Here is a 26,429-nt window from a genome sequence, read left to right as displayed (position 1 = left end):
ATCCCTGTCTTTAGTGTAGGGGATTGATTACTGATCCCGCACTTATACCTATTGAACTGCCCCAAGCAAGGCTTGTTTCTATTTTTCGGCCCATTCCTGAGATTTATGCGCTGGGCATTGGAAATTTTGCCGCTGGCAGCTTAGTAGAGCCGCTCAAGGACATAATCTGTTAACTGGCTGAGGGCCTGACGCGGTTCCGACGGAGGCAGCACTTCAAGCGCCGGTAGAGCCGCTTGGGCATATTCCTTGGCTAAATTGCGGGCGTCTTCAATGGCACCACTTTGGCGCACTAGGTTGAGGGCGGTTTCCAAATCCCCTTCTTCACTAAACTCTCGCTCAATGAGGGTATGCAAGTAGGGCGCTTTGGGTAGGGCAAAGAGAACCGGTGCAGTTAGGTTGCCATCCCGCAGATCTGAGCCAGCGGGTTTCCCTAGTTCTGCGGTGGAGCGGGTGAAGTCAAGGATGTCATCGACGATTTGAAAGGCTAGACCCAAATTTTTGCCGTAGGTGTACATGGCCTCGATGGTTTCTGGCGGCGCTTCACTGAGAACCGCTGCCGCCTTGGCACTGTTGGCAATGAGGGAAGCCGTCTTGTAGTAGGTTTTCAGTAGATAGTCGTCTAGGGTAATGCTGGTGTCAAAGCGGTTAAAGCCTTGGCGAATTTCCCCTTCAGCAAAGTCTTTGATCACTTGGGAGAGGAGCTTCACCACTTGCAGGTTATCCAAATCCGCTAAGTACCAAGAGGCTTGGGCAAAGAGAAAGTCTCCTGCTTGAATAGCCACCCGATTGCCAAAAACACTGTTAACCGTGGGCACACCGCGCCGTAGTTGCGCTTGATCCACCACATCATCATGAAAGAGACTGGCGGTATGAATCATTTCCGTAATTTCTGCTAAGCGGCAGTGCCGCGGGGTAATCCCCTGATCGGGCAGCGTGGCTCGCGACACCAAAAAGACAATGGCGGGTCGAATGCGCTTTCCACTGGCAGCAAAAAGATGTTCGGCGGCAGCAGAGAGTACGGCGTGTTGTGCTCCAATTAGTGCCTTCAGGTTCTCCGTTAGTACACAGAGATCCGCTTCGACAGGTGAAAAAAGAGAGGTTACCGAAGTCATGGACGGGCTGGCCGCAGAAGTTACGAAATTTTACAGAATCCTAGTTGTATTCTAAGCGAACCCTCCAATCTTGGGTAAGGGTTCCGATGAATTTTCAGCTAGGCTCAAAATTGAGAGCCACCCCGCTCGTAGGGTCAAACAGATAAAGATGACGAGCCTGCAACTGGAGAGGGTCACCCATTTGAGGGATTTGGTGATTAGGGGCTAACCACAGCAGTTCTTGGGAACTATCCATGAGGCGACAGCGGACAATGGCTTCGCGGCCTAGGGGTTCAACGAGGGTGGCGATCGCCCCCAAGCCCTTCTCACTGATAGACAAATGCTCTGGGCGAATGCCCACGGTGAGGGGTTGTTCACTTTTTAGCGGCCAATGGGGGGTGTCTGGACAGGGCAAGGGCTGCTGCGCTAGCCACAGGCGGCTGCCATCCCAGCGAGCGGGCAGTAAATTCATCGGCGGAGTGCCCAAAAATCGCGCCACCATGGTATTGGCGGGTTTGTCGTAGAGATCAGCAGGGGTGCCAATTTGCTGGATTTGACCGCGATCCAGCACCACAATGCGATCGCCAAGGGTCATGGCCTCCACTTGATCATGGGTGACATAGAGGGTGGTAATGCCCAGTTGTTGATGCAATTGTTTCAGTTCAGCACGGGTTTGTTCCCGCAATTGGGCATCAAGGTTGGAGAGGGGTTCATCGAGGAGAAACACTTGGGGCGATCGCGCCAAGGCTCTTCCCAAGGCCACCCGCTGTTGCTGACCACCGGAGAGTTGACGGGGTTTGCGCTGCAGCAGGGACTCAATCCCCAGTAGCTTAGCCACTTGAAGAATCCGTTGCTGCCGTGTGGCCGGATCAACACCGCGCATTTTCAGACCAAAGCCAAGGTTTTCGGCCACGGTCATGTGGGGATAGAGGGCATAGTTCTGAAAGACCATTGCCACATCGCGATCGCGCCCACTCAGGCCATTGACACAGGTATCGCCAATGGAGATCTCCCCACTGGTGGGCTGCTCCAAGCCAGCAATAAGCCGCAACAGGGTAGATTTACCACAACCCGAAGGCCCGACAATCACCCAAAGCGCCCCTGCGGGCACAGTTAGAGAGAGTGGACCAATTCCCACTCCTGGAGCAAATCGCCGCGTGACTCCCTCTAAGCGCAGTGTTGCCGCCACAACCTATCGCCAGCCCACCCACGTAAAGAAATCTTGGCCAGTGACCCACTCCAGCACCAGCAGGGCAATAAAGCCAACCATGGCAAAGCGGCCATTGATCAGCTCCGCATAGCGCGACCAACCAAATTGCGGGGTCAAATCATCAGGTGTTGGTTCACTCATGGTGTTTAGGTATGCAAAACAACTTCTTTAGCTTGGCATAGAGCCTTCACTTTGTACTCACATTTTAGAAGACGGCTGTTTCTGCTGTAGGGCGGTGATCACTGCCTTAATTTGGGCTTGACCAGCAGACTTTGCAAATCGCAGCGGAAACTTACCCCGTCGCAATAACCGCCAGCCCAAGGGAGCAAGGCTTGCCACACCCTTGAGATCTCGAAAACGATTGCCCACTACTTGGAGGCCAAATTGTCGCTCATCCACCCAGCCGCCTTCTTTCACCAGTTCCAAGAGCACTTGCCGATGGCGGAGGGGTCGCTCTTCATTGCGGCTTGCCCCTGTTGAGCGGGCTAAAATGGCCTGCTTGATCTCACTAATGCGATCGAGGGGTTGTACGCCCACGGGACACACGGTGTTGCAATTAAAACAACGGGTACAGCCCCACACGCCACTGGTGGTAGTGTTGTATTGGTCTAGGCGTTGGTCAGTTTCGCTATCGCGGGTATCAGCCACAAGGCGAGCTGCTTTGGCAAGGGCATGGGGGCCAACAAAGTCGGGATTCACTTCCACCGCATTACAGGCACCGTAGCAGGCACCACAGAGAATACAGTTGCCAGAGGCATTGAGTTTGGCGCGATCGCTGGGGGATTGCAGAAACTCCCGCTCAGGCACTTGCCGTGCCGCTGTACTCACATAAGGATTAACGGCTGAAAGTTTTTGCCAAAAATCGCTCATGTCCACGACAAGGTCTTTGAGGACAGGCAAATTCCCCAAGGGAGCGATCGCAATTTGGTTGGGCACAGGACTATTGGCCAACTCGGCGCGAATACTTTGTTGACAGGCAAGGGCAGAACGACCATTAATGGTCATCGCGCAACTGCCGCAGATGGTGTTTCGACAATTCTTGCGAAAGCTGAGGCTACCGTCGTGGTATCCCTTGATTTGAATGAGGGCATCAAGAATGGTGAGGGAAGGATCAATCTCTAGTTCAAAGGTTTGCCAATAGGCGCTCTTGTTGGGTGCTTGGCGACGAATCGTCAACTGAATTGTCATATGCTGGCGTCAGCCCAGTGTAGTTTCCAGTGTATAGCAAGCACTGCGGCGATGATGAAAGTTGCAAAATCCCTACTTTACTTTCTGATCACAGGCCTCCTAGAGCTGGGGGGAGCCTATCTTGTCTGGCTGTGGCTACGGGAGCATAAAAGCATTGGGTATGCCTTAGCGGGGGCGATCGTCCTTTTTATGTATGGCATGGTACCGACGCTGCAACCTGCGCATTTCGGTCGTGTTCAGGCTGCCTATAGTGGCATTTTCCTGCTGGTGGCTCTGTTTTGGGGTTGGGGAATTGATAAGGTGCGCCCCGATAAGTTTGATTTGCTCGGTGCTGGGGTTGCCCTCCTAGGAACGCTGATTATCATGTACGCGCCAAGAAGCCATTGACAGCGTCGCGATCGCCCCAAGGTCACTCTATAAGCTGGGCTTATTTAATCTATTTGAAAGTAATGTTTATTAAATGTGTGTGTTACTGAAGAATTTACTATAGAGTAAGGCAAGCAAATCAAAAAGCTTGAATAGATAAAAGACTATATTTGCGCCGTTGACCGACGGATGCAGGGGTGGCGATCGCCCAAATAGTCTTCTATCAACTTCAACATCTACAGCCCCATGGATAGCCCCTAATAATTAAGGAGGAATAGTACTGTGGATTTTCTCGGTCAGTTTTTGCAAGATTTTGTCAAGCAATTACAGTCGCCTACCCTTGGCTTCTTGCTGGGGGGCATGGTCATTGCAGCGCTGGGCAGTCAACTTCAGATTCCCGATGCCATCTATAAGTTCATTATTTTTATGTTGCTAATGAAAGTCGGCCTCAGCGGTGGGATTGCGATTCGCAGTTCCAACCTACAGGAGATGCTCTTGCCAGCACTCTTTGCTGTGGCGATGGGGATTCTCATTGTATTTATTGGCCGTTATACCTTAGCAAAGCTTCCGAAGGTCAAAACCGTGGACGCGATCGCTACCGCAGGTTTATTTGGGGCTGTGAGTGGTTCGACCATGGCAGCAGCGCTAACGGCTCTGGAGGCGCAGAAAATTAGCTATGAACCTTGGGCAGCCGCACTGTATCCGTTCATGGATATTCCGGCTCTGGTGACAGCCATTGTCGTTGCCAGCATTTACCTCAAGAAAAAACAGGAGAAAAAGGCGCCGGCTTCCCTCAGTGCCGTTGGTGCCTATGCGGGTGCAAGGAGCGCCACAGGTTATGCTGGGAGCACGAGTGAGTACCCCAGCAGTGCCAGTGAGTACCGCAGTCAACAAAGCAAACGAGTCAGAATCTGGCCGATTGTCAAAGAAAGTCTGCAAGGAGCAGCCCTTTCGGCACTGCTGCTGGGTGTTGCTTTGGGCATCTTTACCCGTCCCGACAGTGTCTATGAGAGTTTTTACAACCCTCTGTTTCGCGGTTTACTCTCGGTGTTGATGCTCGTTATGGGGATGGAGGCTTGGTCACGCTTGGGTGAGTTGCGTAAAGTTGCTCATGGTATGTGGTCTATGCCGTGGTGGCGCCCCTCGTTCATGGCCTGATTGCCTTTGGTTTGGGAATGATTGCCCACTATGTCACTGGCTTTAGCCTTGGGGGTGTGGTGATTCTAGCCGTGATTGCCTGCTCTAGTTCCGATATTTCTGGGCCGCCAACATTACGGGCAGGGATTCCCTCCGCTAACCCTTCCGCCTATATTGGTGCTTCCACCGCGATCGGGACTCCCATTGCCATCGGCCTAGGAATTCCGCTTTACCTTGGCCTTGTCCAAGCAATCATGGGCGGCAGCTAGTGACCCAAACGCGCCAATTTCACTCAAGGAGGAACTCAGAATGGCCAAGCCAGCAAAGCAGCTCGTGATTGTGACCGAGAAGATTCTCTTGAAAAAAATTGCCCAAATCATTGATGAGGCCGGGGCGACTGGCTACACCGTGATGGAAACCGGCGGCAAAGGGAGTCGCAATGTGCGCTCCTCTGGTCAACCCAGCGTTTCCGATACCCAAGCCAATATCAAGTTTGAGGTACTCACCCAGACACGGGAAATGGCCGAAAAAATTGTGGATCGGGTGGCAGTCGAGTTTTTCAACGACTATGCAGGCATTGCTTACATCTACGATGCCGAAGTGTTGTACGCCCACAGCTTTTGTGGTCCTGAGGGTTGCTGAAATTTCTGGGGCTTGACAAGACGCCCCCTAATTTTTTAAGCTAAGAATCTGTTGCGGGTATAGCTCAGTGGTAGAGCGCAACCTTGCCAAGGTTGATGTCGCGCGTTCGAATCGCGTTACCCGCTTTTGAAATAGCAAGCGATCGCCCTCTTCTTTTGAAAAGCACTTAGCTCTTTGCTAATCGGTATCAGCATGAAAATAGCGGTAAATTTTTTCCGCTAGACGGGGGCCGACCCCATGTACCTGCGCCAACTGTTCGGGCGTGGCTATGCGGATGTAGTCAATGGAACGAAAGGTGGCGAGGAGTTCCTTTTGGCGTTGATAGCCCAAGCCGGGAATTTGATCAAGCTGCGATCGCCGTTGGCGTTGGGCGCGTTTTTGACGGTGGAAGTTCAGGGCAAAGCGGTGAGCCTCATCGCGGACGCGGCGTAGCAATTGCACCCCCGGTTGCTCTGGATCGGTCGGCAGAGGCTGGCGGTGGTGGGGTAGGAAAATCTCCTCCCGCTGTTTGGCCAAGCTGAGAAGGGTGAGATCGTCTAGGAGTGGCTCCAACACCTGAACCACGGCGGACAGTTGCCCCTTGCCGCCATCAATGAGGACAATATCTGGCCAGTCATCAGCCTCTGGAGGGTCACCCTTGCCCTCAAGGTAGGGGGCAAAGCGGCGGCGGAGAATCTCGGCAAGACTGGCAAAGTCGTCGGAGTGGCCAAGTTTTACTTCAGGGTTGCGGATGTTGTAGTGGCGATAGTGCTGCTTGGCGGGCAAGCCATCAATAAAGACAACCCGTGAGGCCACGGCGTCAGACCCTTGAATGTGGGAAATGTCGTAGCCCTCAATGCGGTGGGGCAGGGTGTCAAGGCCAAGGAGTTGGGCTAAATCTTCAAGAGCCATTTGGGTGCGATCGCTGGCCTGTTGAATGCGTGCCAATTCTAATTCTGCATTGCGTTGCACCATGGCAATGAGTTCTGCTTTTGCCTGCCGCTGGGGGACAGTGAGGGTGACGGCGCGGCCTTTCTTTTCGCTCAGGTATGTGCGCAGCAGATCCGCCTCAGGTAGGGGATATTGCAGCAAAATTTCACTGGGAATTTCTACATCATCCACTTGGGCATAGTGTTCTTCAAGCACCCGTTGCAAAATCGTGCCCACAGTGCCACTTTGGGCATCGGCAACGAAGGCCAAGCGTCCCACCAAGCGACCCGCACGAATTTGAAAGAGTTGAATGGCAGCATGGCGATCGCCGAGGGCAAGGGCAATGGCATCCCGTGACACCGTATCGTCCGGCAAGGACACCTTTTGATCCACTCCTAAATGCTCAAGGCCACGAATTTGATCCCGTAGTCGTGCCGCCAGTTCAAAATTCAGATCCGCCGCCGCTTGCGCCATTTGTGCTTGGAGCTGTGCCACGAGTTCCCCTGTGCGTCCCTGAAAGATCATGGCCACCTTGTGCAGCGTTTGCCGATACTCCTGCGGTGAAATCAGGGCTTGGCAGACCCCCGGACAGCGACCAATATCGTAGTTGAGGCAAGGGCGATCCTTAAAGAGGGGGCGGGGACGTTGCCGCAGCGGAAAAAGCCGCTTCACAAGGGCAAGGGTTTGGCGCAGGCGAAAGCTATCGACATAGGGGCCATAGTAGCGATCCTTGGGGGAATCACTGCGAGTATCGCCGACATTACCCAATTGGCGTTTGCGGGTAATGAAAATGCGGGGGTAGGGTTCTGACCACGTAATACAGACGTAGGGATATTTCTTGTCATCCTTGAGGAGAACGTTGAAGTGGGGCTGATGCTGCTTGATTAAATTGGCTTCGAGGGCAAGGGCCTCGGCTTCCGTATCGGTGACGATGAATTCAATGTCCGCCACCTGATAGACCATTAATTCAAGGCGCGGCCCCAGTTGGGCTGGCTCACGAAAATAGGAGCGCACCCGCGATCGCAGGCGTTTGGACTTGCCAATGTAGAGAATTTGATCCGTCTTGTCCTTGAAAAAATAAACGCCGGGAGTCAAGGGCAGTTGCCGCAAGATCTGTTCCAAGCGATCGCGATCCTGAATCAAGGGCTGAAGCATGCTGCCACCTCCCCTAGAGCTTTGCCGCTGTGGCTCCTAACCAAGCCTCCAAATGTGCCCGCTGACTCGGCGTGGCATCGGCACGGCACTGCACCTGATAGCGGGGCTGAGGGTCTCCCAACATCAATGTTCCTGAGTGCAATTGCTGATCATGGAACCATGTCAAGTGAATCGTCTCTCCCACTGAGTATTCCCGCAATCGCTCTGACCAGTCCTCCGCCTTGACGCGCCACCCATTGAGGGCAATGATTTCATCCCCAGCCACCAAGCCTGCCTGTTCAGCCGGGGAGTCCCGCAGCACTGCCTTGATTTGCAGAGCGCCGTGTTCCTGCTTGAACTGAAGTCCCGTATAGGGCAGCGCGTCTTGGGGAACTAGTTCCAGCCCGACTTTGCCCAACCACTCCTGAAGGGGGAGTTCTACGGTTCCCTCAATGAACTGCTCGCGCCATGCCGCCAAGTTTTCATCGGCAACGGTTTCAATCGTTTCCCACAGCTCATCGGGGGTATAGCCCTGACCTGTCTCGCAATACTGCTGCCACAACCGCCGCAGGGCATCGAGGAGCGATCGCTGGTGATTAAAATTAAGGCGAATCCGCAAATCCAGCAACAGTGCCACCAACTCCCCTTTGAGGTAGTAGGACATCTGCGAATTGATGCTATTTTCGTCAGGGCGATAGAGCTTAATCCAAGCATCAAAACTAGCAGCACTCAGGGATTGCACCCAACGACCGGGGGTATGTAGGTAGCGATTGAGGCTTTCGCTCAGTAGTTTAAGATAGGCCTCTGCATCAAAGCATCCTGCCCATAGGGGAATCAGTTGATCGAAATAACTGGTCACTCCCTCTGCAAACCAAAGGCTGGTGGTGTAATTCTCACTGTCGTAGTCAAAGACCTCGAAGGCTTGGGGGCGGATGCGCTTGACATTCCAGAGGTGGAAAAACTCATGGGCCACTAAACAGAGGAAGCGGCGATACTGCTCCGCTTGCTGAAAGCCAAAGCGATGGAAGATCAACGAGCAGCTATTGAGATGCTCCAGACCGCCGTAGCCCTTGTGGGTAAGGTGCAAAATAAAGACATAGCGATCGTAGGGCAGGCCGCCAAAGAGACTTGCCTCGGTGGCAATGATCCGCTGCATATCGGCGATCGCCCGCTGCGGCTCAAAATTGCCCTTGCCCCACACCGCCAATTCATGGGGTTTACCGTCCACCTCAAAGGCATAAACAGGGTGGGTACCCACCTCAAAGGGGCTATCCACCAGCAGATCGTAATTTGCTGCCCAAAAGGTGAAGCCATCCTCGCCAAAGGGTTCAAGCGGAGTCGTCACCCGCCAGCCCGGCGGTGCCACAATCGTTACTGTTAGGGGCTGATCGCGATATTCTGGTACATAGAGGCAGACCGCTGCCGGATTGAAGTAGGCATGGCTGCTATCAAAGTGGTTTGTGCGTACCGAGAGTTCATGGGCATAGATGGCATAGCGCACTTCCAGTTCTTGACCGGGGGTGCAAGCCACCTGCCACTGATTTTTAGAACACTTCCACCACTCAAGAGGAGTGCCGTCAGCGGCCGTTACCGTAAAGTCCTGAAGATGCCGCGCATATTCGCGCACGAGGTAAGAACCGGGCGTCCACACCGGTAAGTGCAGATCAAGAACATCGGTTTGCGGTGCCGTTAGCCGCAGCGTTACCCATAAAAGATGAGTGTGCCCCTGCTGGCAGTTGATTCTGTAGGCCATGGCAGGGGGCTGAAGAGAAGACTCAGAGGGGGAAGGATGAATGATCGTATGCGTCATACCCCTCAGTGTAGTGAACTTTGGCGACGCTTACAATTTCACTTCAATATCTACGCCCGCCGGCAAGTCCAACTTCATCAGGGCATCAATCGTTTTCGGTGAAGGTTGGTAAATGTCGAGTATGCGACGGTGGGTACGGGTTTCAAAATGCTCCCGTGAGTCCTTGTCCACGTGGGGCGATCGCAGAACGCAGTAAATTCGACGGCGAGTGGGTAGGGGAATTGGGCCAACGGGGGAAGCGCCGGTTCTTTTTGCAGTATCGACAATGCGATCGCAGGAAGTATCGAGCAAGCGATGATCAAAGGCCTTAAGGCGAATACGAATTTTCTGTTGTAGAGCAGCCATAGGAATCTTCCTTACTTGTCAAGGTTCAGAGACAATCCGACAAAATTCAGACAAAAAAGGCCGCCAACACCACAGAAAGGCTAGCGGCCATAAGATCAACTACTTCAGGATTTTGGAGACAACACCCGCACCAATCGTCCGGCCACCTTCACGGATGGCAAAGCGCATCCCCTGCTCAATGGCAATGGGCTGGATCAGTTCCACGGTCATTTTGATGCGGTCACCAGGCATCACCATTTCAGCGGCGCTACCATCATCAGCGGTGAAGGAGGTAATCGTACCGGTCACATCGGTGGTACGCACATAGAACTGCGGACGGTAACCGGCAAAGAAGGGGGTTTTACGGCCACCCTCTTTTTCAGTGAGCACGTACACTTCACCCTCAAATTGGGTGTGGGGCGTAATGGAGCCGGGTTTGGCAATCACCATTCCCCGTTCCACATCCTCTTTTTTCAGACCGCGCAGGAGCAAACCAGCGTTGTCACCGGCAATCCCCTCTTCGAGGCTCTTCTTGAACATTTCAATACCGGTGACCGTCGTTGTGCGAGTTTCCCGCAGACCCACGAGTTCAACGGTTTCGTTGAGCTTAATGCGACCCCGCTCAATCCGACCCGTGGCCACGGTACCCCGACCGGTGATGGAGAACACGTCTTCTACAGCCATCAAGAAGGGCTTATCCACATCCCGCTCAGGGGTAGGAATGTAGTTATCCACGGCATCCATTAGCTCGTAGATTTTATCGACCCACTCATTTTCACCGCGTTGGGTTTTCGGGTTGGCGGTCATGGCTTCAAGGGCTTTTAGACCCGAACCACGGATGATGGGCACTTCGTCACCGGGGAATTCATATTCGCTGAGGAGTTCCCGCAGTTCCAGTTCCACCAGCTCCAGCAGTTCTTCGTCGTCCACCATGTCCACTTTGTTCAGGAAGACAACAATGCTGGGCACCCCCACCTGACGAGCCAAGAGAATGTGCTCTTTGGTTTGGGGCATCGCACCATCAGTAGCGGCCACCACGAGAATAGCACCGTCCATTTGGGCGGCACCCGTGATCATGTTTTTCACATAGTCAGCGTGGCCGGGGCAATCCACGTGGGCATAGTGACGTTTTTCAGTCTCATACTCCACGTGAGCCGTGTTGATGGTAATCCCACGGGCTTTTTCCTCAGGGGCAGCATCAATTTCATCGTATTTGCGAGCCTGGGCTTTCCCTTGGGCAGCCAATGTCATGGTGATGGCTGCGGTCAGTGTGGTTTTACCGTGGTCAACGTGACCAATCGTACCGATGTTAACGTGGGGTTTGGTTCGTTCAAATTTAGCGCGTGCCATGTTGTTCCTCGTATAGACTATGCGTTCCCTTTATTTTTGGCAATGATCGCCTCAGCCACATTACGGGGGACTTCCTCGTAATGGCTAAATTCCATCGAGAAAATTCCCCGACCTTGGGTATTCGAGCGAATGTCAGTGGCATAACCAAACATCCGTTCGAGAGGGACTTTTGCCGTCACTTTGGCAATGCCATTTTCCACGGTTTGTCCCTCAATTTGACCGCGACGGGAAATGAGGTCTCCCATCACTGTCCCAAGGAATTCTTCTGGAACCTCGACCTCGACCTTCATCATTGGCTCCAGCAGCACCGGATTGGCTTTCATTACTGCCTCTTTAATGGCCATGGAGCCAGCAATTTTGAAGGCCATCTCTGAGGAGTCAACCTCGTGGTAGGAGCCATCCACTAATGTGACCTTGAGGTCAATCACTGGGTACCCTGCCAAAATCCCCGATTCACAGGCTTCCTTCATCCCCTGCTCAGCAGGTGGAATGTACTCTTTGGGGACGACACCACCAACAATTTTGGAGACAAATTCAAACCCAGTACCGGGTTCGGCAGGCTCTACTTCAATCACAACGTGACCATACTGGCCTTTACCGCCACTTTGACGGATAAACTTGCCTTCGGCACGGACAGGTTTGCGAATCGTTTCGCGGTAGGCCACTTGGGGTTGGCCAATATTGGCTTCCACTTTGAACTCCCGCTGCATCCGATCCACAAGGATCTCGAGGTGCAGTTCCCCCATGCCCGCAATCACGGTTTGGTTGGTTTCAGGATCAACGCTGACGCGGAAGGTGGGGTCTTCCTCAGAGAGGGCTTGCAGGGCTTTGGAGAGTTTTTCCATGTCCTGCTTGGTTTTGGGTTCCACAGCCACGGAAATCACTGGCTCTGGAATGTACAGCGATTCAAGAATCACGGGCGAGCTTTCATCGCAGAGGGTATCCCCCGTGAAGGTTTCCTTCAGACCCAAGGCAGCTCCTAAATCGCCGGCTCGCAGTTCATCTACTTCAATCCGCTCATCGGCTTTGAGCACAATCAAACGAGAAATGCGCTCTTTCTTGCCCTTAGTGGCATTGAGGACATAGCTGCCTTTTTTGAGAACACCAGAATAAACGCGCACGAAGGTGAGGCGGCCATAGGGATCCGACATGATTTTGAAGGCTAATGCCGCTAGGGGTTGATCATCGTCGGCAGCCCGCTCTACCTCTGTGCCATCGGGCAGATGACCTTTAATCGCTGGAATGTCAATGGGCGCTGGCAGATAGTCCACCACGGCATCAAGGAGCAATTGCACGCCTTTATTTTTGAAGGCGGAGCCACAGAGCATCGGCACAATGGTGCCAGCGATCGTCCCTTTGCGTAGGGCGGCGCGGATTTCCTCTTCTGTGAGTTCTTCCCCCTCAAAGTATTTTTCCATGAGGGCATCATCGGTTTCGGCAACTGCCTCGATGAGCTTGGTGCGATACGCTTCCGCCAGTTCAGTCATCTCGGCAGGAATTTCAGTGTCTTCGATTTCCTTGCCAAGGTCGTCTTTGTAGATTTTGGCGCGCATCCGCACCAGATCAACGATGCCTTTGAACTGATCTTCAGCACCAATGGGCAACTGAATCGGCACAGCATTTGCCCGCAGGCGATCGCGAATCTGGTCATAGACTTTGTAGAAGTTTGCCCCAGTGCGATCCATCTTGTTGACAAAGACGATGCGCGGGACGCTGTAGCGATCGGCTTGCCGCCACACGGTTTCTGACTGGGGTTGCACACCACCGACGGAGCAGAATACCGCAATCACCCCATCGAGAACCCGCATGGAGCGCTCCACCTCAATCGTGAAGTCCACGTGGCCGGGAGTGTCAATAATATTGATCTGGTGGTCTTTCCAAGAGGTGCTGATGGCGGCGGCTGTAATGGTGATGCCCCGCTCCCGCTCCTGTTCCATCCAGTCGGTAACCGTGGTACCCTCGTGCACTTCGCCAATTTTGTGCACCACACCGGAATAGAAAAGAATACGTTCAGTTGTGGTTGTTTTACCCGCATCAATGTGAGCGGCAATCCCGATGTTTCGCACTCGCTCTAGCGGGGTCGTCCGTGCCACAGCTACCTCCTTGTTTGTTGCATTACGTTAGAATTCTTAAATAATTGTATCCAACTCTTGAACCGTGTGACGGTTTAGTAGCGATAGTGGGCAAAGGCCTTGTTGGCTTCTGCCATTTTGTGGGTTTCTTCCCGTTTACGAATGGTGCTGCCGGTTTCGTTGGCGGCATCCATCAATTCATTGGCCAGCTTGGCGGACATCGAACGACCGGCTCGTTTGCGGGAAAATTGCACTAACCAGCGCAAAGCCAAGGCGACGCCGCGATCGGGACGAACTTCCATCGGCACTTGGTAGGTGGCACCCCCCACACGGCGGGCTTTCACTTCCACTAGGGGCGTTGCATTTTTTACTGCACGTTCAAAAATTTGCAGAGCATCCTCGCCGGTGCGCTCCTGTACGGTTTTCATCGCGTCATAGACAATGCGGCTGGCAAGGGATTTTTTGCCATTGAGCATAATCCGCTGGATTAACATATTCACCAGCACGTTGTTATAGACGGGATCAGGGGCAGTAGGCCGTTTTTGAGCGCGAGTGCGACGAGACATAGGTGTTTGCTGTTTGCTCTAGTGAAGTTTAAGATTTCAAGGGTGGACTCAAGGAGATAGGAGAACGGAAATTACTTCTTCTTGCCGGTAGCAGCAGCCTCACCGGGTTTGGGACGCTTGGCACCATACTTGGAGCGACCTTGTTTACGGTCTTTGACGCCAGCGGTATCCAACGTGCCACGGATAATGTGGTAGCGCACACCGGGCAAATCTTTAACCCGACCGCCGCGAATCATGACCACAGAGTGCTCCTGCAAGTTGTGGCCAATTCCCGGAATATAGGCGGTGACCTCAAAGCCAGAGGTGAGACGTACCCGTGCCACTTTGCGCAGGGCAGAATTGGGCTTTTTGGGGGTTGTGGTATAGACCCGTGTGCACACCCCACGCCGTTGGGGGCAGCTTTTGAGGGCAGGAGATTTTGTTTTCTTTTTCAACAGTTCCCGCTCTTGGCGGATCAGTTGCTGGATGGTGGGCATTGCTGCTTACGTTAATTTCACCGAACTTCTAGTGTATCGAGGTAGCCGTGGCGTTGTCAATGCTGTTGTGCCGTTGCGCAGTGCCTCTCAGTGTAATGGCTCACTAAGGTCAGGCTGGCGATCGCGGCGGTGACGGCTCTCAGGGTACGCCGCCCCAAGGAAAATGCTTGCCAACCAGCGGCCAAAACTTGCTCCACTTCTGAGGCTGTCCATCCCCCCTCGGGTCCGATCGCCAGATAAATTGGCTGAGATAGATTCATTTGGGGCAAGCAGTCCCACAGGAGCTGTGAGGCATTCAAACTGGCAATGTAGCCCTTGGAGGTGAGGCTGACCATTTCGGCAACGGAGAGGGGATCACTGAGGGTAGGCACATAAAGACGCTCACTTTGCTCGGCGGCTTCTTGGAGAATGCGCTGCCAACGCTGGTATTTATTGGCACTGGGTTGCAGGAGCGATCGCGCTGTTTGAATCGGAATAATACGCTTGACCCCCAATTCCGTTGCCTGTTGCAGCACTTGCTCAAAGTTTGCCACCTTCAGTAGAGCTAGACAGAGAATAATTTCTACACTGAGCTCCGTCTCTTGCTTTTCAGCTTCCAATAATTCGACAGTCTGCCCATTCACACCAAGCGTGCCCCGCCATCGCTGTCCTTGGCCATCCAAAATCGAGATGACATCGTTATCTTTTAAGCGCAGGACATGGCGGAGATAGTGGACTTGCTCAGGAGTGAGCCACACCTGTCGGTCTTGGATTTGTGAGGGTGAGACGACTAACCGCTGGGGCGATCGCATGTAATGAGAGTCTCGTCAAACTCTTTAAGCACTGACAGGCTTAGTAGCTTCCATAAACAGAGAGTCGGGTTTGCGCACTTGGCCATCAACCACATCTAAGTTGTAACGGGAAAAGTCTGGAATGCAACTCTCAAAAGCAGAGACTACACGACAGTCGTGAAAACCACAAGCTTCAACCAAGAGTTTGAGAGAGTAGCCATCGTACATCCACAGATGCGCTTCACCACTTAAGCGAAACAGCCCCACACTAAGGGCATCCACTCCTCGTTTTCCAAGAATTGGCCAAACTAAAATTTTCGCGAGTAACTCACGGGGATGACGCAGTGGTCTCAGTATTTTTTTGAGAAAGCTCTTAGCTGTTTGCGGTTGTTGAACTACCTTGAAGAAATCTTCAGCTTCTTGGCCAATGCGAGATCGGACAAAGTCAGGATTGGGAATATTTGGATTTAGGAGATAGGCCGCCATTGCGCCACCCCTGTGATGGCGAACGAGTCGATCTAAAAGCTCTAATTTAAGCCATTCATAGTTGGCAGGTTCTGTTTGCCTGCCATCTCGTAACGCATCGAGTTCAGCTAAGTAGGCACGAGTGGTTTGCTCTAAGTCGGGAACTACTATCCGCAGAACACCATTCGGCTTCAATACTCTATAGGCATCGCGTAGAAAGTTTTCTGCTTCTTGGCAACTCAGGTGCTCGAGAACGTGGGAAGAGTAAACAGCATCGACTTCTTCTTCCTTAAAAGGTAAACCTCGGCGAATATCCCAGCGTTTTACGCCCGCCACCGCTGGTGCCACATCAAAGTTAAGCCACTCTGGATGGAAAGTTTGACCACAACCAACATTAACTAGTTTTAGGGACTGAGACTGCATAGCCACTCCACCAATGTGCGCACAGGGTAGCCCGTCCCACAGGGATTATTGTAGCCATCCTCTTTTTCTGTCCAGACAGGGCCAGCAATGTCAAGGTGTGCCCAAGGGGTGTGATCGACAAATTGCTGAAGGAATAGGGCGGCGGTAATTGATCCGGCCGATCGCGGACCAGTGTTTTTCATATCGGCCACTTGGGACTTCATACCCTCAAAGTATTTATTTTCAAGGGGCATTTGCCAGAACTTTTCACCGGAGCGATCGCTGGCCTTTTGCAGAGCTTGCGCCAATTCTGAATTGTTGCTCCAAAGACCGGCAATATTATCCCCTAAGGCAACAATACAGGCACCGGTCAGCGTTGCCAAATCAACAATGGCATCTACGCCTAGTTTTTCGGCATAGACCAGGGCATCGGCAAGGGTGAGGCGGCCTTCAGCATCGGTGTTGTTGACCTCGATGGTCTTACCGTTGGAGGCGGTGAGAATATCCCCCGGATGCAGGGCACGGCCACTGATCATGTTTTCAGTGGCAGCAATAATAAAGTGAACTTCAATGCCAGCGGGTTTGAGTTGACCGATGACCTTGGCGGTTCCCAAAACGGCTGCGGCTCCCCCCATGTCCATTTTCATGGTTTCAATGCCTCCTTGGGTCTTGAGGTTGAGGCCACCGGAATCAAAGGTTAACCCCTTGCCAATGAGGGCAATTTTCTTCTGGACATTTCCGGCGGGAGTGTAGGTGAGGTGAATAAATTTCGGCGGTAGATCAGATGCCTGGGCCACTCCCAAAAAGGCACCCATACCCAAGGCGGCACACTCATCGCGCTCCAAAATTTTTGCCGTGAGGCCGTAGGTAGCCGCCAATTGCTGAGCCGTTTCCGCAAGGGTGACAGGCGTCACTTCGTTGGCCGGGGCATTCACGAGTTCGCGCGCCAAAATCACCCCATCACAAATCTGCTGGGCACGGGTCAAGGCCGCTGCTTGCTCCCCTAAACCCAACAGGCTGACGGATTCTGGATAGGGCAGGAGTTTACGAGCTTCGGGATCCGACTTAAAACGCACATCACTGTGGAGGGCAAGGAGAACTCCTTCGGCAATGGCTTGGGCAGCATCCGCCGCCTCTAAAGTCTCATGGGGCAGTGCCATGCCTAATGTTTTTGCACGTTCACGGCGAGCCGTACGGGCAATGGTCGCAGCAGTGCGGCGCAGGGTCTCTAGGTTAAAGTCATCGCGATTCCCCAAGCCCACAAGGAGAAGCTTTTTAATGGGGAAGTTGGGCAATAGGCGCATCAGAAGGGAGGTACCGGACTTGCCTTGAAATTCCCCTTCGTTGATCAGTTCCTGCAATAGACCGTTGAGGCGTTGATCAAGGGTCGTGTAGGGGTCGGTGAGGGTGAGGGTGCCTTCCGTTTGAAAGACGGCGATCGCCAGTAAGTCCCCCGACCAGTCGGGAATGACTGTAGTAATTGTTTGCAGTTGCATGCCTATCTACGACCCAAAAATCTCTCAACCCCCTTATTTTATCGGCGTTTAGGCCTCAGCAGGAACCCAGACACTGCAAAAATTCAAGGGGCAAGCCATCGCAGTCACGCATAAAGGCGACGTGATAGAGGTGCGACCCAATCACTTGCTGAGTGGGCTTCAGCAGTAGCTCAAAGGGTAAATTCTGTGCCTGCAACGTTTGCGCCACCTGATTGAGCCATGTTTCAAGGGGGTCAGGATAGTCACTGAGATCAAAGGAAAGATGGTAGTAGCCAACATAGTGCTCATCGTGAAAAGGGTCAGCAGCAGGGTGGGGTTCAGGGACTTGCAGAAGTTCAAGGCGGGTGTGCCAGCCCTTGAGCCAACAGGCAAGGGTATAGCCCGTGGTAAAGCGGACATCCATTGTGAAGCCTAGGCATTCATAGAAGGCGATCGCCCGCTGAATATTGGCGGTGCGGATGGAAACGTGGTGCAAGCCCATAGACTACTCCTGTTTTGGCCGCAGCCGTTCCGGAAAATCAATAAAGACCCGCTCACCCGCCCTCAGGCCGCTGATAATTTGCGTTTGATCTTGCCAGCTACTGCCAATGGTGACGGGGCGGAATTTTGGCTGATTGTCTTCACCCACAACATAAACACCCGTTTGACCGCGCTCAACGGCAATGGCCACCGTCGGCACCAGCAGAGCGTTGTTAATTTTTTGTCCCAGAAAATCTAAGTCCACATTCATCCCAGAACGCAGCTTCTGCAACCCAGTAACAAGGGAGACCCGCACTTGAAAGAAAGTGACATTTTGCTCCACCACGGCTTCGGGTGCCACTAAGCGTACTCGTCCTTCAAAGGTTTCCCCCGGATAGGCATCGGCACGGATTTCAACGGGTTGCCCCACAAGCACTTGGCCAATGTCCACTTCTGGGACTTCGGCAAGAATTTCTAGGCCTTGGGCAATGGCCACAATTGAGGTGGAAGTGGCAGAGGTCGTGGCAGAGGCGGTGGTGGTGGGTGTCACAAAGGCTCCCGGATTGGCGTACTTCTGGGTAATAATCCCCGTAAAAGGAGCGCGAATCACTGTATCTTCGAGGGCAGCACGGGCGGCTTGGACTTGGGCTTGGGCAGCAGCCACGGCCGCTTCCGCTTGACGGATCTCTTCAGTGCGGGAACCCCGCTGTAATAGTTGCAGGCGCTTTTGAGCTTCATTCAGGTTGGCGATCGCGCTATCCCGGTTTGCCTTTAGTTCATCAAGGGTATCGCGGGGAATCGCACCCTCAGCCGCGAGCAATTCATTGCGTTTCAGGCGTTCTTCTGCCAATTGAGCACGGGTGGCGGCTGCTCGCACTTGGGCTTCGGCTTGGGCAATTTCCTCGGCACGGTTACCGGCAACCACGCGATCGCGACGGGCAATGGCATCGGCGAGGTTGGCTTGGGCTTGAGCCAGTTGCGCCTGTTCATCGCGGTTATCCATACGGGCAATGATTTGACCCGCCTTGACCCGATCGCCCTGCTCGACGTAGAGTTCGGCGAGAAGACCTGCCCGTTTTGGACTGATATTGACGGTTTGCACAGGCACCACTTTGCCCGTGGCAGCAATGCGAGCGACTAAATCGCGACTGTCTTGAACGGGTACGGTGTAGCGATCGAGATCAAGGGGCGTTTGGCGCGATCGCCACAGCAGTAGGCCACCACTGCCAATCAAACCAGCAGCAATCACCCCAATCACGAGCGATCGCCAAGGGGAAGAAGGTTTACCAACAAAGGGGATAAACGCTGCCATGAATGCCTTACAGTTCTTGGCCTATTCTAACGTTATGTTACAGTGACCCACCGAATAGCAGCATTGACCGTGTCTATTGGTTCCATCTGTCCCTTAATAGAAGCGCAGATGCTATCCTAACCAATACTGTCTATGTCCTTTGCCTATGAATCCTGCACTCTCCCAGATTGGCCAGCAAATGTCCCAACTGACGGGAGTTCGGGCAATCATGAAGGATATTATTGAGACGTTGCGCCTGAATCGCGGTCAAGACCTGATTAACCTGAGTGCAGGTAATCCCCTCATTGTCCCTGAGGTGGAGCAACTATGGCGCGACTGTACCCACGAGCTAATGGCCAGCCCAGAATTTGGCCAAGTGGTCTGCCGCTACGGCACAAGCCAAGGGTATGAACCGCTAATTGCTGCCGTTGTCGATGATTTTAATCGCCGCTATGGTTTGAACCTGACGGAGCGCAATGTCCTTGTCACCCCCGGCAGTCAGGCCATCTACTTCTTTGCTGCCAATGCTTTTGGGGGCTTTAGCGCCAACGGTGAATTAAAGAAAGTCGTTCTCCCCTTGAGTCCAGAATATACGGGTTATGGTGGCGTCAGCTTTACCCCTGATACCGTTGTTGCCTATCGTCCGCGCCTTGAGATTTTTGAAGCGGATCACACCTTTAAGTATCGTCCCGACTTTCAACAACTCCACATTGATGAGACGACTGGATGCGTCATCTTCTCTCGTCCCTGCAATCCGACGGGAAATGTGCTCACGGATGTCGAGGTGCGGCAAATTGCTGATCTCGCTGTCCCCTATGGCGTTCCAGTGTTGATTGATGCTGCCTATGGCCCCCCCTATCCCAGCTTGAACTTTACGGAACTAGCACCCGTTTTTGGCGGCAATATTGTCCACTGCCTCAGCCTCTCAAAAGCAGGACTGCCGGGGGAGCGGGTGGGGATTGCTATTGGCGATCGCGAGATTTTGAGTGTTCTCGAAGCCTTTCAAACCAATGCCTGTATTCATGCCTCGCGCTACGGTCAGGCGATCGCGGCCTTAGCCATTGCCAATGGTGCCCTAGCCGAAGTATCCGTCAATGTCATTCGTCCCTTTTATCAGCGCAAGTTGACAGTTCTCGAAGAAACCCTACGAACTGCTTTGCCCAACGACCTTCCTTGGTTTTTGCATCGCGGTGAGGGGGCGATTTTCGCGTGGCTATGGCTACGGGATTTACCCATGACAGATTGGGAATTATATCAACACCTGAAGCGAGCAGGGGTGATTGTGGTTCCCGGCAGCTCCTTTTTCCCCGGCTTGACCGAGCCGTGGCGCCACAAACAGGAGTGCCTGCGTATTAGTCTCACTGCCAGTGATGAGGAAATTGCCCTTGGCATGCAACGACTAGCCGCCACCATTACACAGGTGTATCAAGAGTTCCCTAGCCGCTCCTACTCTGATGTCCTCGCTTAAGCCCTCCTTCATGGGTGAGTACTTCCTCATTTCTCAATGCGCCGTGACTCCCTCTTTTACCAACTGTTTGCCCAGCTGCCCCAGACACTGTTTGACCTTTTGGGAATCAATCCCCCGCAGGGCTACCGCTTTGACTCTGTGGAGCTGAAGCAAACGGCCTTTCGCATTGATGGCGTCTTTCTGCCTCCTGACCCCTCAGGAACCGTCTATTTCTGTGAAGTTCAGTTTCAGCGCGATAACACCCTCTACGAACGTCTCTTTGCTGAGATTTTTCTCTATCTGCGCCTATACCGCCAAACTTTCTCTGATTGGCAAGCGGTGGTCATTTATCCCCATCGCCAAGCCGAACAAGTTTCCTTTGAACCCTATGACGTGTTGGTCAAGAGTGATCGCCTGCGGCGGGTGTATTTGAATGAACTGGGGTCACCAGCGGAATTGCCCTTGAGCCTTGCCCTGATGCAGTTGATGGTGGTACCAGAGGCAGAGATGCCCAGAGTCGCTCGATTACTTGCCCAGCGCAGCCAGACCGAAAGAGCGCCCAACTTGGAAGCCATAATAGAGTTAATCACTACCATTGTGCTGTACAAGTTCACCAAGCTGAGTCGGGAGGAGGTGCTGCGCATGCTGGGGTTTACGACGGAGGAGCTGAAGCGAACACGGTTTTACCAAGAGGTCTATGCCGAGGCACAAGAGGAAGGGTTACAACGGGGCTTACGGCAGGGATTGGAGCAAGGATTACAGCAAGGACTGCAACAGGGACTGCAACAAGGATTGCAACAGGGATTACAGCAGGGATTACAGCAGGGATTACAGCAGGGAGAGGTACTTGTTGTCTTGCGGCAGTTAAGACGGCGGTTTGGCGATTTACCAACTAGTCTTGAAGAGCGCATTTGCCAGCTCCCTCCCCATCAGATTGAAGCGTTGGCAGAAGCTCTCCTTGACTTCACTGACCTTGAACACGTCTCTGCGTGGCTAGAGCGCTCCCCCTAGCCCATGCGCCGTGACTCTCTCTTTTACCAACTGTTTGCCCAGCTGCCCCAGACACTGTTTGACCTTTTGGGAATCAATCCCCCGCAGGGCTACCGCTTTGACTCTGTGGAGCTGAAGCAAACGGCCTTTCGCATTGATGGCGTCTTTCTGCCTCCTGACCCCTCAGGAACCGTCTATTTCTGTGAAGTTCAGTTTCAGCGCGATAACACCCTCTACGAACGTCTCTTTGCTGAGATTTTTCTCTATCTGCGCCTATACCGCCAAACTTTCTCTGATTGGCAAGCGGTGGTCATTTATCCCCATCGCCAAGCCGAACAAGTTTCCTTTGAACCCTATGACGTGTTGGTCAAGAGTGATCGCCTGCGGCGGGTGTATTTGAATGAACTGGGGTCACCAGCGGAATTGCCCTTGAGCCTTGCCCTGATGCAGTTGATGGTGGTACCAGAGGCAGAGATGCCCAGAGTCGCCCGATTACTTGCCCAGCGCAGCCAGACCGAAAGAGCGCCAAACTTGGAAGCCATAATAGAGTTAATCACTACCATTGTGCTGTACAAGTTCACCAAGCTGAGTCGGGAGGAGGTGCTGCGCATGCTGGGGTTTACGACGGAGGAGCTGAAGCGGACACGGTTTTACCAAGAGGTCTATGCCGAGGCACAAGAGGAAGGGTTACAACGGGGCTTACGGCAGGGATTGGAGCAAGGATTACAGCAAGGACTGCAACAGGGACTGCAACAGGGATTGCAACAGGGACTGCAACAGGGATTGCAACAGGGATTGCAACAGGGATTACAGCAGGGAGAAGCACTGGTTGTTTTGCGCTTCCTCAGGCGACGGTTTGGGGATTTACCGGCTGACCTTGAAGCAGCAATTCGCCAACTCCCATCCACCCAGATTGAGACTTTGGCAGAGGCACTCCTTGACTTTGCGACCCTGGAAGACCTGAGGGACTGGCTCAGGAATCTCGGTTAGGGAGAATCCTCCTTTAGTAAAGACTTGCAAACAAGCGTGAAGGAGGCTCAAGAATCCTGATACAACAATTGATGGAGTTGCAGCCGAACGTCAACCGATTCCTATGAATATTGCTGTCATTGGCTTGAGTCACAAAACCGCCCCTGTGGATGTGCGCGAAAAATTGAGTGTGCCAGAGGATGTGCGGGAGCGGGCACTGCAACATCTATGCGGCTACGCCCATATTCAGGAAGCGACCATCCTTAGCACCTGTAACCGCTTAGAAATTTACATTGTTACTAGTGACACTGAGGTGGGCGTGCGGGAAGTGCATCAGTTTCTCAGTGAGTGGAGTCATATTCCCCTGCCCCAACTGCGTCCCTACCTCTTTATCCTGCTGCATCAGGATGCGGTGATGCACCTCATGCGGGTGGCTTCGGGTCTGGATAGCTTGGTGATTGGCGAGGGGCAAATTCTCTCCCAAGTGAAGCGCTGTCATCAGTTAGGGCAGCAGTACAAGTCCATTGGGTCTATTCTCAATCGCCTCTTTACGGGGGCGATCGCGGCCGGTAAACGGGTACGCACAGAAACCAGCATTGGGACGGGGGCGGTCTCCATTAGCTCAGCGGCGGTGGAACTCGCCGACCTGCGGTTGCAAAATCTCCAGAACTGCCGCATTGCCATTGTCGGTGCGGGCAAAATGTCCCGCTTGGTGGTGCAACACCTGATTGCCCGAGGGGTGAAAGAAATGAGCATTATCAACCGCTCCTTGGAACGGGCCAAGGAACTGGCGCAGCAGTTTCCCGAAGTACGCTTTGAACTCTTTACGATGACAGATCTACTGCCGATTGTGGCAGCAATGGATTTGGTCTTTACGGGTACAGCAGCGACACAACCCCTCTTGGATCGCGAGAATTTAGGGTCGGTGCTCACGGGCGATCGCCCCCTATCAATCATTGATATTTCCGTGCCCCGCAATGTCCATGCCAACGTGACGGAATTGGCCTCCGTACAACTGTTTAATGTGGATGATCTCGAAGCAGTCGTCGCCCAAAACCAAGAGGCGCGACGCCAATTGGCGCAAGAGGCCGAGGGTATCCTTGAGGAAGAATTAGAGACCTTTTTGGCTTGGTGGCACGCCCTAGAAACGATTCCCACCATCCGCAGTCTGCGCCAAAAAATGGAAGCGATCCGTACCCAAGAGCTGGAAAAAGCCCTCTCCCGCTTAGGCAGTGAGTTTGGTGATAAGCACCAAGGGGTCATTGAAGCAATGACGCGCACGATTATTAACAAGATTCTCCATGATCCAACAGTGCAACTGCAATCACAGCGGGATTTAGAAAGTCGTCAACGCGCTATGCAGACCCTCCAAGACTTGTTTAATCTCGAACCCATTGAAGCCTAGGGCCTATGCGCCACGTGGGCGATCGCGGGGAAGCGGTAGTTGCCGCGTGGCTACAAACCCAGCAGTGTCAAATTTTGGCTCAGAACTGGTCTTGCCCTTGGGGTGAGCTGGATATTGTTGCCTGTGATCCGCGGGGAGTGGTGCGCTTTGTCGAAGTGAAAACCCGCTGTTCCCGCAACTGGGATTATGATGGCCTCGGTGCGATTTCCCCTAGCAAGCAACGCAAACTCATTTTGGCCGCCCAAGCCTTCCTAGAACGTCAGCCCCAGTGGCAGGATCATCCCTGTCGCTTCGATGTGGCCTTGGTGCGATACCAAGCAGGTACCTATCGGCTGCATCAATACTTGGAGCACGCATTTACGCTGGACGCCACCGGTTGAGGACTTTACCAACTCAGGAGTTTTTGCAGGCGATCGCGAATCCAGGTAATCGGACGACTTTGATCCGACTCTTGGCGACTCAGTTGCTGAAGCTCCTGTTGATGTTGCGCCAGCACATCCTGACGGCGGGCGATCGCCACGGCAATATCATCAGCAAGGGAAGGATGTTCTTTTAGCAACTGTTCAAATCCCTCCCGTGGTAGGACAAACAAGACCGTATCCGTCATTGCCATCATCGTTGTTGGGCAGGCCACCCCCAGCATCAGTGGTAGCTCGCCAAAGTGCTCCCCCGGGTTAAACGTCATCATCGGCTTGAGTTCGCCATTCTCTTCATAGACCGCCGCCATCTGCCCCTGCAATACGATGTAGAAGTTACTGATTGCCTCCTGAGCACGGAACAAAATTTCCTTCGCTGCCAAGTGCTTGCGGTAGCCCGATTCGATGAGAAAGCGTAATTGCAAGTCATTCATGCACTGAAAATAGCTCACCTGCTGAAGCAGCGACTTTAAGGAGGGCGTTGCCGGTGCCAAGGGCATACCTACCGTTTCGGCTGGCTCACTGAGGGGAGAGAGCGCTGGCGCATTGCGGATCCAGATGTCCCGTTGCGGGAAAGGAATCGAGATATTATGCTGCCGAAAGTAATAATCAATCTTGAAATTGAGACTGCTCTTGATGAACACTCGCCGCTCAATGGCATCCGTCCATACCCAGAGTTCAAACTTAAGGGCAGAATCGCCAAATTCACGGAAAATCACCCGCGGGGCTGGCTCCCTGAGGACATCTGGTTCAGAATGCGCAATATTGAGCAAGACTTCCGTCACCAAAACTGGATCTGTCCCATAGGCCACCCCAATGGGAATATCAATACGACCGCGATGGGTTTCGTAGTACCAATTCAGCACCGGACTATCGGCAAGGTAGGTATTGGGCACCACCACATTTGAACCGTTAAAGGTTTGAATCACCGTGGCTCGCATCGAGACTTCCTGAACGTAGCCGCTGATGTTTTCAATTTCCACAAAGTCACCGACACGCACTTTGCGCTCAATCAGGAGCGTCAGGCCACTGATGAGATTGCGGGTGACATCCTGCAAACCAAAACCAATCCCCACCCCCAAGCCACCAATAATCACCGCTAGGGAATCGAGATTAATCCCCACTGCTTGCAAAACAATAATGTAGCCCAGTGCTCCCCCGGCACCACTCATCACAGTGGAAATGGCCTCACGGTTGCCTAAATCCAAACCAAGGCGGGGTAGGAGTTGATTTTTCAGCACCCCCTTGAAAAAGCGCGCCAAAATGGCAACGAGGATGAGCAACAGCACCACTTGAAACAGCCAACGCAGGGAAATCGTTTCCCGCCCAAGGCGAAACAACGGTGCATCGGCAATACTAACGAACGATGACCACAGTTCAATGACTTGGGATGGCATTCTCCACAGTCTCCTCAGGGGTTCACAAACTTAGACAGTGCCTAAGCTAACCCCCTCACTTTAGCAGGGGGCGATCGTCAACTGAAGGAACTTTCTCGCGCCATTAAGTGGCGATATTTTGGTCATCAAAGGCTTGGGTGCAGCATATCCCACAATAGCCAAAGGGCGATCGCCAAGAGACTACCACCCGTCAGCGTTTGTAATCGCTGTTCCGAGAGGTACTGTGATAGCCAGCGACCAATCAATACCCCAATCAAACTAGTGGTTACTAAGGCCAAAGCTGCTCCCAAAAACACCAACCAAGGGGAGGCAGCGCGGGCAGCCATGAAAAATACAGCAATTTGAGTTTTATCGGCAAATTCAGCCAAAAAAACGGTTAAAAACGCAACCCCGAACTCTCGCCATGGCAACGCGCGCTTAATCACCGACTGCCCTCTAGGCGTCCGTCATTTCCTCAACCGTCTCGGTGGTTTTCGTCTCTGGGCGATTCTCCGTATTTAGGCGGCGGCTGTAGCGACCCGAAGAACGCTTGCGAAACTTGCGAGCATAGGCTTGGTTACGAAGAGCTTTTTCTTTCTTGGGATTGCGGCGTTTGGCCATGCTTACCTCAATGGTGGGGTGGTCTCAGCACTCAACAAAAATTAAGG

At 53.1% G+C, this 26,429-nt stretch carries 26 protein-coding genes, 1 tRNA gene and 1 pseudogene; 9 read left to right on the top strand and 19 right to left on the bottom strand.

Annotation, left to right across the window (positions count from 1 at the left end):
* Positions 1 to 140 precede the first annotated feature (140 nt).
* The 4 genes from sds to RHJ80_RS11335 form a co-directional block, all read right to left on the bottom strand.
* A complete protein-coding gene (gene sds / locus RHJ80_RS11350) occupies positions 141 to 1,112 on the bottom strand; it encodes a solanesyl diphosphate synthase (protein WP_011057594.1) in 972 nt (323 codons plus the stop codon).
* Positions 1,113 to 1,206: 94 nt separating this feature from the next.
* The gene (locus tag RHJ80_RS11345; protein WP_206200253.1) at positions 1,207 to 2,280 is read right to left on the bottom strand and encodes an ABC transporter ATP-binding protein; all 1,074 of its coding nucleotides are present in this window, start codon (positions 2,278 to 2,280) and stop codon (positions 1,207 to 1,209) included.
* Between the two features lie 3 nt (positions 2,281 to 2,283).
* On the bottom strand, positions 2,284 to 2,442 hold the full coding sequence (locus tag RHJ80_RS11340) for a chlorophyll a/b-binding protein (RefSeq protein ID WP_206200252.1): 159 nt from the start codon (positions 2,440 to 2,442) through the stop codon (positions 2,284 to 2,286).
* A gap of 57 nt (positions 2,443 to 2,499) precedes the next feature.
* On the bottom strand, positions 2,500 to 3,489 hold the full coding sequence (locus RHJ80_RS11335; protein WP_310801021.1) for a succinate dehydrogenase/fumarate reductase iron-sulfur subunit: 990 nt from the start codon (positions 3,487 to 3,489) through the stop codon (positions 2,500 to 2,502).
* A 54-nt stretch (positions 3,490 to 3,543) separates the two neighbouring features.
* Between RHJ80_RS11335 and RHJ80_RS11330 the strand changes: the two genes are divergently transcribed.
* From RHJ80_RS11330 to RHJ80_RS11315, 4 genes and pseudogenes are all read left to right on the top strand, one after another.
* Positions 3,544 to 3,876, top strand: coding sequence for a YnfA family protein (locus RHJ80_RS11330; protein WP_315863381.1), 333 nt, complete (start codon positions 3,544 to 3,546; stop codon positions 3,874 to 3,876).
* 339 nt (positions 3,877 to 4,215) lie between these two features.
* A pseudogene (locus RHJ80_RS11325) lies at positions 4,216 to 5,261 on the top strand (sodium-dependent bicarbonate transport family permease).
* Positions 5,262 to 5,301: 40 nt separating this feature from the next.
* Positions 5,302 to 5,634 carry a P-II family nitrogen regulator gene (locus tag RHJ80_RS11320; protein ID WP_310801020.1) on the top strand — a complete coding sequence of 111 codons (333 nt, stop codon included), beginning with the start codon at positions 5,302 to 5,304 and terminating at the stop codon, positions 5,632 to 5,634.
* Positions 5,635 to 5,687: 53 nt separating this feature from the next.
* Positions 5,688 to 5,759, top strand: a tRNA-Gly gene (locus tag RHJ80_RS11315).
* 52 nt (positions 5,760 to 5,811) lie between these two features.
* Here RHJ80_RS11315 and uvrC read toward each other — a convergent pair.
* The 12 genes from uvrC to RHJ80_RS11255 all read right to left on the bottom strand — a co-directional run bounded on the left by uvrC (position 5,812) and on the right by RHJ80_RS11255 (position 19,179).
* Positions 5,812 to 7,698 (bottom strand): excinuclease ABC subunit UvrC, encoded by a 1,887-nt coding sequence (gene uvrC, locus RHJ80_RS11310; RefSeq protein ID WP_310801019.1) that lies wholly within the window; start codon positions 7,696 to 7,698, stop codon positions 5,812 to 5,814.
* A 13-nt stretch (positions 7,699 to 7,711) separates the two neighbouring features.
* On the bottom strand, positions 7,712 to 9,487 hold the full coding sequence (locus RHJ80_RS11305; protein WP_310801018.1) for a PDZ domain-containing protein: 1,776 nt from the start codon (positions 9,485 to 9,487) through the stop codon (positions 7,712 to 7,714).
* Positions 9,488 to 9,517: 30 nt separating this feature from the next.
* A complete protein-coding gene (gene rpsJ, locus RHJ80_RS11300; protein ID WP_149819531.1) occupies positions 9,518 to 9,832 on the bottom strand; it encodes a 30S ribosomal protein S10 in 315 nt (104 codons plus the stop codon).
* Between the two features lie 99 nt (positions 9,833 to 9,931).
* On the bottom strand, positions 9,932 to 11,161 hold the full coding sequence (tuf, locus tag RHJ80_RS11295) for an elongation factor Tu (RefSeq protein ID WP_149819529.1): 1,230 nt from the start codon (positions 11,159 to 11,161) through the stop codon (positions 9,932 to 9,934).
* Between the two features lie 17 nt (positions 11,162 to 11,178).
* The gene (gene fusA, locus RHJ80_RS11290; RefSeq protein ID WP_206200247.1) at positions 11,179 to 13,254 is read right to left on the bottom strand and encodes an elongation factor G; all 2,076 of its coding nucleotides are present in this window, start codon (positions 13,252 to 13,254) and stop codon (positions 11,179 to 11,181) included.
* A 74-nt stretch (positions 13,255 to 13,328) separates the two neighbouring features.
* Entirely contained in the window at positions 13,329 to 13,799 is a 471-nt protein-coding gene (gene rpsG, locus RHJ80_RS11285) for a 30S ribosomal protein S7 (RefSeq protein ID WP_149819525.1), read from the bottom strand.
* A 71-nt stretch (positions 13,800 to 13,870) separates the two neighbouring features.
* Positions 13,871 to 14,275 carry a 30S ribosomal protein S12 gene (gene rpsL / locus RHJ80_RS11280; RefSeq protein ID WP_149819523.1) on the bottom strand — a complete coding sequence of 135 codons (405 nt, stop codon included), beginning with the start codon at positions 14,273 to 14,275 and terminating at the stop codon, positions 13,871 to 13,873.
* A 56-nt stretch (positions 14,276 to 14,331) separates the two neighbouring features.
* Positions 14,332 to 15,066 carry a 16S rRNA (uracil(1498)-N(3))-methyltransferase gene (locus RHJ80_RS11275; protein WP_310801017.1) on the bottom strand — a complete coding sequence of 245 codons (735 nt, stop codon included), beginning with the start codon at positions 15,064 to 15,066 and terminating at the stop codon, positions 14,332 to 14,334.
* Between the two features lie 24 nt (positions 15,067 to 15,090).
* On the bottom strand, positions 15,091 to 15,933 hold the full coding sequence (locus RHJ80_RS11270) for a methyltransferase domain-containing protein (protein ID WP_310801016.1): 843 nt from the start codon (positions 15,931 to 15,933) through the stop codon (positions 15,091 to 15,093).
* Complete coding sequence (locus RHJ80_RS11265; RefSeq protein ID WP_206200244.1) at positions 15,915 to 17,408, bottom strand: leucyl aminopeptidase; 1,494 nt, start codon at positions 17,406 to 17,408, stop codon at positions 15,915 to 15,917. The genes RHJ80_RS11270 and RHJ80_RS11265 overlap by 19 nt, the downstream gene beginning before the upstream one ends.
* Positions 17,409 to 17,463: 55 nt before the next feature.
* Complete coding sequence (locus RHJ80_RS11260; RefSeq protein WP_315863380.1) at positions 17,464 to 17,883, bottom strand: VOC family protein; 420 nt, start codon at positions 17,881 to 17,883, stop codon at positions 17,464 to 17,466.
* Positions 17,884 to 17,892: 9 nt separating this feature from the next.
* On the bottom strand, positions 17,893 to 19,179 hold the full coding sequence (locus RHJ80_RS11255; protein WP_206200243.1) for an efflux RND transporter periplasmic adaptor subunit: 1,287 nt from the start codon (positions 19,177 to 19,179) through the stop codon (positions 17,893 to 17,895).
* Between the two features lie 145 nt (positions 19,180 to 19,324).
* Between RHJ80_RS11255 and RHJ80_RS11250 the strand changes: the two genes are divergently transcribed.
* The 5 genes from RHJ80_RS11250 to RHJ80_RS11230 all read left to right on the top strand — a co-directional run bounded on the left by RHJ80_RS11250 (position 19,325) and on the right by RHJ80_RS11230 (position 24,349).
* Complete coding sequence (locus RHJ80_RS11250; protein ID WP_206200242.1) at positions 19,325 to 20,626, top strand: valine--pyruvate transaminase; 1,302 nt, start codon at positions 19,325 to 19,327, stop codon at positions 20,624 to 20,626.
* 36 nt (positions 20,627 to 20,662) lie between these two features.
* Positions 20,663 to 21,616 (top strand): Rpn family recombination-promoting nuclease/putative transposase, encoded by a 954-nt coding sequence (locus RHJ80_RS11245; RefSeq protein ID WP_310801014.1) that lies wholly within the window; start codon positions 20,663 to 20,665, stop codon positions 21,614 to 21,616.
* Between the two features lie 3 nt (positions 21,617 to 21,619).
* Entirely contained in the window at positions 21,620 to 22,585 is a 966-nt protein-coding gene (locus RHJ80_RS11240; RefSeq protein ID WP_302677531.1) for an Rpn family recombination-promoting nuclease/putative transposase, read from the top strand.
* A 103-nt stretch (positions 22,586 to 22,688) separates the two neighbouring features.
* A complete protein-coding gene (locus RHJ80_RS11235; protein WP_310801013.1) occupies positions 22,689 to 23,969 on the top strand; it encodes a glutamyl-tRNA reductase in 1,281 nt (426 codons plus the stop codon).
* Positions 23,970 to 23,974: 5 nt separating this feature from the next.
* On the top strand, positions 23,975 to 24,349 hold the full coding sequence (locus tag RHJ80_RS11230; RefSeq protein ID WP_310801012.1) for a YraN family protein: 375 nt from the start codon (positions 23,975 to 23,977) through the stop codon (positions 24,347 to 24,349).
* 5 nt (positions 24,350 to 24,354) lie between these two features.
* Here RHJ80_RS11230 and RHJ80_RS11225 read toward each other — a convergent pair whose 3' ends face one another.
* From RHJ80_RS11225 to RHJ80_RS11215, 3 genes are all read right to left on the bottom strand, one after another.
* Complete coding sequence (locus RHJ80_RS11225) at positions 24,355 to 25,782, bottom strand: mechanosensitive ion channel domain-containing protein (protein WP_310801011.1); 1,428 nt, start codon at positions 25,780 to 25,782, stop codon at positions 24,355 to 24,357.
* Between the two features lie 125 nt (positions 25,783 to 25,907).
* Complete coding sequence (locus RHJ80_RS11220) at positions 25,908 to 26,207, bottom strand: TMEM165/GDT1 family protein (protein WP_206200235.1); 300 nt, start codon at positions 26,205 to 26,207, stop codon at positions 25,908 to 25,910.
* A gap of 10 nt (positions 26,208 to 26,217) precedes the next feature.
* Positions 26,218 to 26,382 carry a hypothetical protein gene (locus RHJ80_RS11215; RefSeq protein WP_011057571.1) on the bottom strand — a complete coding sequence of 55 codons (165 nt, stop codon included), beginning with the start codon at positions 26,380 to 26,382 and terminating at the stop codon, positions 26,218 to 26,220.
* Positions 26,383 to 26,429 lie beyond the last annotated feature (47 nt).

It is taken from the genome of Thermosynechococcus sp. QS41 (assembly GCF_031583515.1).
In the GTDB taxonomy this organism is placed as follows: domain Bacteria; phylum Cyanobacteriota; class Cyanobacteriia; order Thermosynechococcales; family Thermosynechococcaceae; genus Thermosynechococcus.
The sequence above is the reverse complement of the archived record's forward strand: the minus strand, read 5'-3'. Positions and strand labels throughout refer to the sequence as shown.

Excerpts from the sequence above, each read along its gene's own strand:
- RHJ80_RS11335 (WP_310801021.1), bottom strand. The coding sequence starts at position 3,489 with ATGACAATTCAGTTGACGATTCGTCGCCAAGCACCCAACAAGAGCGCC.
- RHJ80_RS11240 (WP_302677531.1), top strand. The coding sequence starts at position 21,620 with ATGCGCCGTGACTCTCTCTTTTACCAACTGTTTGCCCAGCTGCCCCAG.
- tuf (WP_149819529.1), bottom strand. The coding sequence starts at position 11,161 with ATGGCACGCGCTAAATTTGAACGAACCAAACCCCACGTTAACATCGGT.
- RHJ80_RS11255 (WP_206200243.1), bottom strand. The coding sequence starts at position 19,179 with ATGGCAGCGTTTATCCCCTTTGTTGGTAAACCTTCTTCCCCTTGGCGA.
- sds (WP_011057594.1), bottom strand. The coding sequence starts at position 1,112 with ATGACTTCGGTAACCTCTCTTTTTTCACCTGTCGAAGCGGATCTCTGT.
- RHJ80_RS11215 (WP_011057571.1), bottom strand. The coding sequence starts at position 26,382 with ATGGCCAAACGCCGCAATCCCAAGAAAGAAAAAGCTCTTCGTAACCAA.
- RHJ80_RS11340 (WP_206200252.1), bottom strand. The coding sequence starts at position 2,442 with ATGAGTGAACCAACACCTGATGATTTGACCCCGCAATTTGGTTGGTCG.
- RHJ80_RS11250 (WP_206200242.1), top strand. The coding sequence starts at position 19,325 with ATGAATCCTGCACTCTCCCAGATTGGCCAGCAAATGTCCCAACTGACG.
- rpsG (WP_149819525.1), bottom strand. The coding sequence starts at position 13,799 with ATGTCTCGTCGCACTCGCGCTCAAAAACGGCCTACTGCCCCTGATCCC.
- rpsJ (WP_149819531.1), bottom strand. The coding sequence starts at position 9,832 with ATGGCTGCTCTACAACAGAAAATTCGTATTCGCCTTAAGGCCTTTGAT.
- RHJ80_RS11245 (WP_310801014.1), top strand. The coding sequence starts at position 20,663 with ATGCGCCGTGACTCCCTCTTTTACCAACTGTTTGCCCAGCTGCCCCAG.
- RHJ80_RS11330 (WP_315863381.1), top strand. The coding sequence starts at position 3,544 with ATGAAAGTTGCAAAATCCCTACTTTACTTTCTGATCACAGGCCTCCTA.
- uvrC (WP_310801019.1), bottom strand. The coding sequence starts at position 7,698 with ATGCTTCAGCCCTTGATTCAGGATCGCGATCGCTTGGAACAGATCTTG.
- RHJ80_RS11275 (WP_310801017.1), bottom strand. The coding sequence starts at position 15,066 with ATGCGATCGCCCCAGCGGTTAGTCGTCTCACCCTCACAAATCCAAGAC.
- RHJ80_RS11265 (WP_206200244.1), bottom strand. The coding sequence starts at position 17,408 with ATGCAACTGCAAACAATTACTACAGTCATTCCCGACTGGTCGGGGGAC.
- RHJ80_RS11225 (WP_310801011.1), bottom strand. The coding sequence starts at position 25,782 with ATGCCATCCCAAGTCATTGAACTGTGGTCATCGTTCGTTAGTATTGCC.
- RHJ80_RS11320 (WP_310801020.1), top strand. The coding sequence starts at position 5,302 with ATGGCCAAGCCAGCAAAGCAGCTCGTGATTGTGACCGAGAAGATTCTC.
- rpsL (WP_149819523.1), bottom strand. The coding sequence starts at position 14,275 with ATGCCCACCATCCAGCAACTGATCCGCCAAGAGCGGGAACTGTTGAAA.
- RHJ80_RS11305 (WP_310801018.1), bottom strand. The coding sequence starts at position 9,487 with ATGACGCATACGATCATTCATCCTTCCCCCTCTGAGTCTTCTCTTCAG.
- RHJ80_RS11270 (WP_310801016.1), bottom strand. The coding sequence starts at position 15,933 with ATGCAGTCTCAGTCCCTAAAACTAGTTAATGTTGGTTGTGGTCAAACT.
- RHJ80_RS11230 (WP_310801012.1), top strand. The coding sequence starts at position 23,975 with ATGCGCCACGTGGGCGATCGCGGGGAAGCGGTAGTTGCCGCGTGGCTA.
- RHJ80_RS11235 (WP_310801013.1), top strand. The coding sequence starts at position 22,689 with ATGAATATTGCTGTCATTGGCTTGAGTCACAAAACCGCCCCTGTGGAT.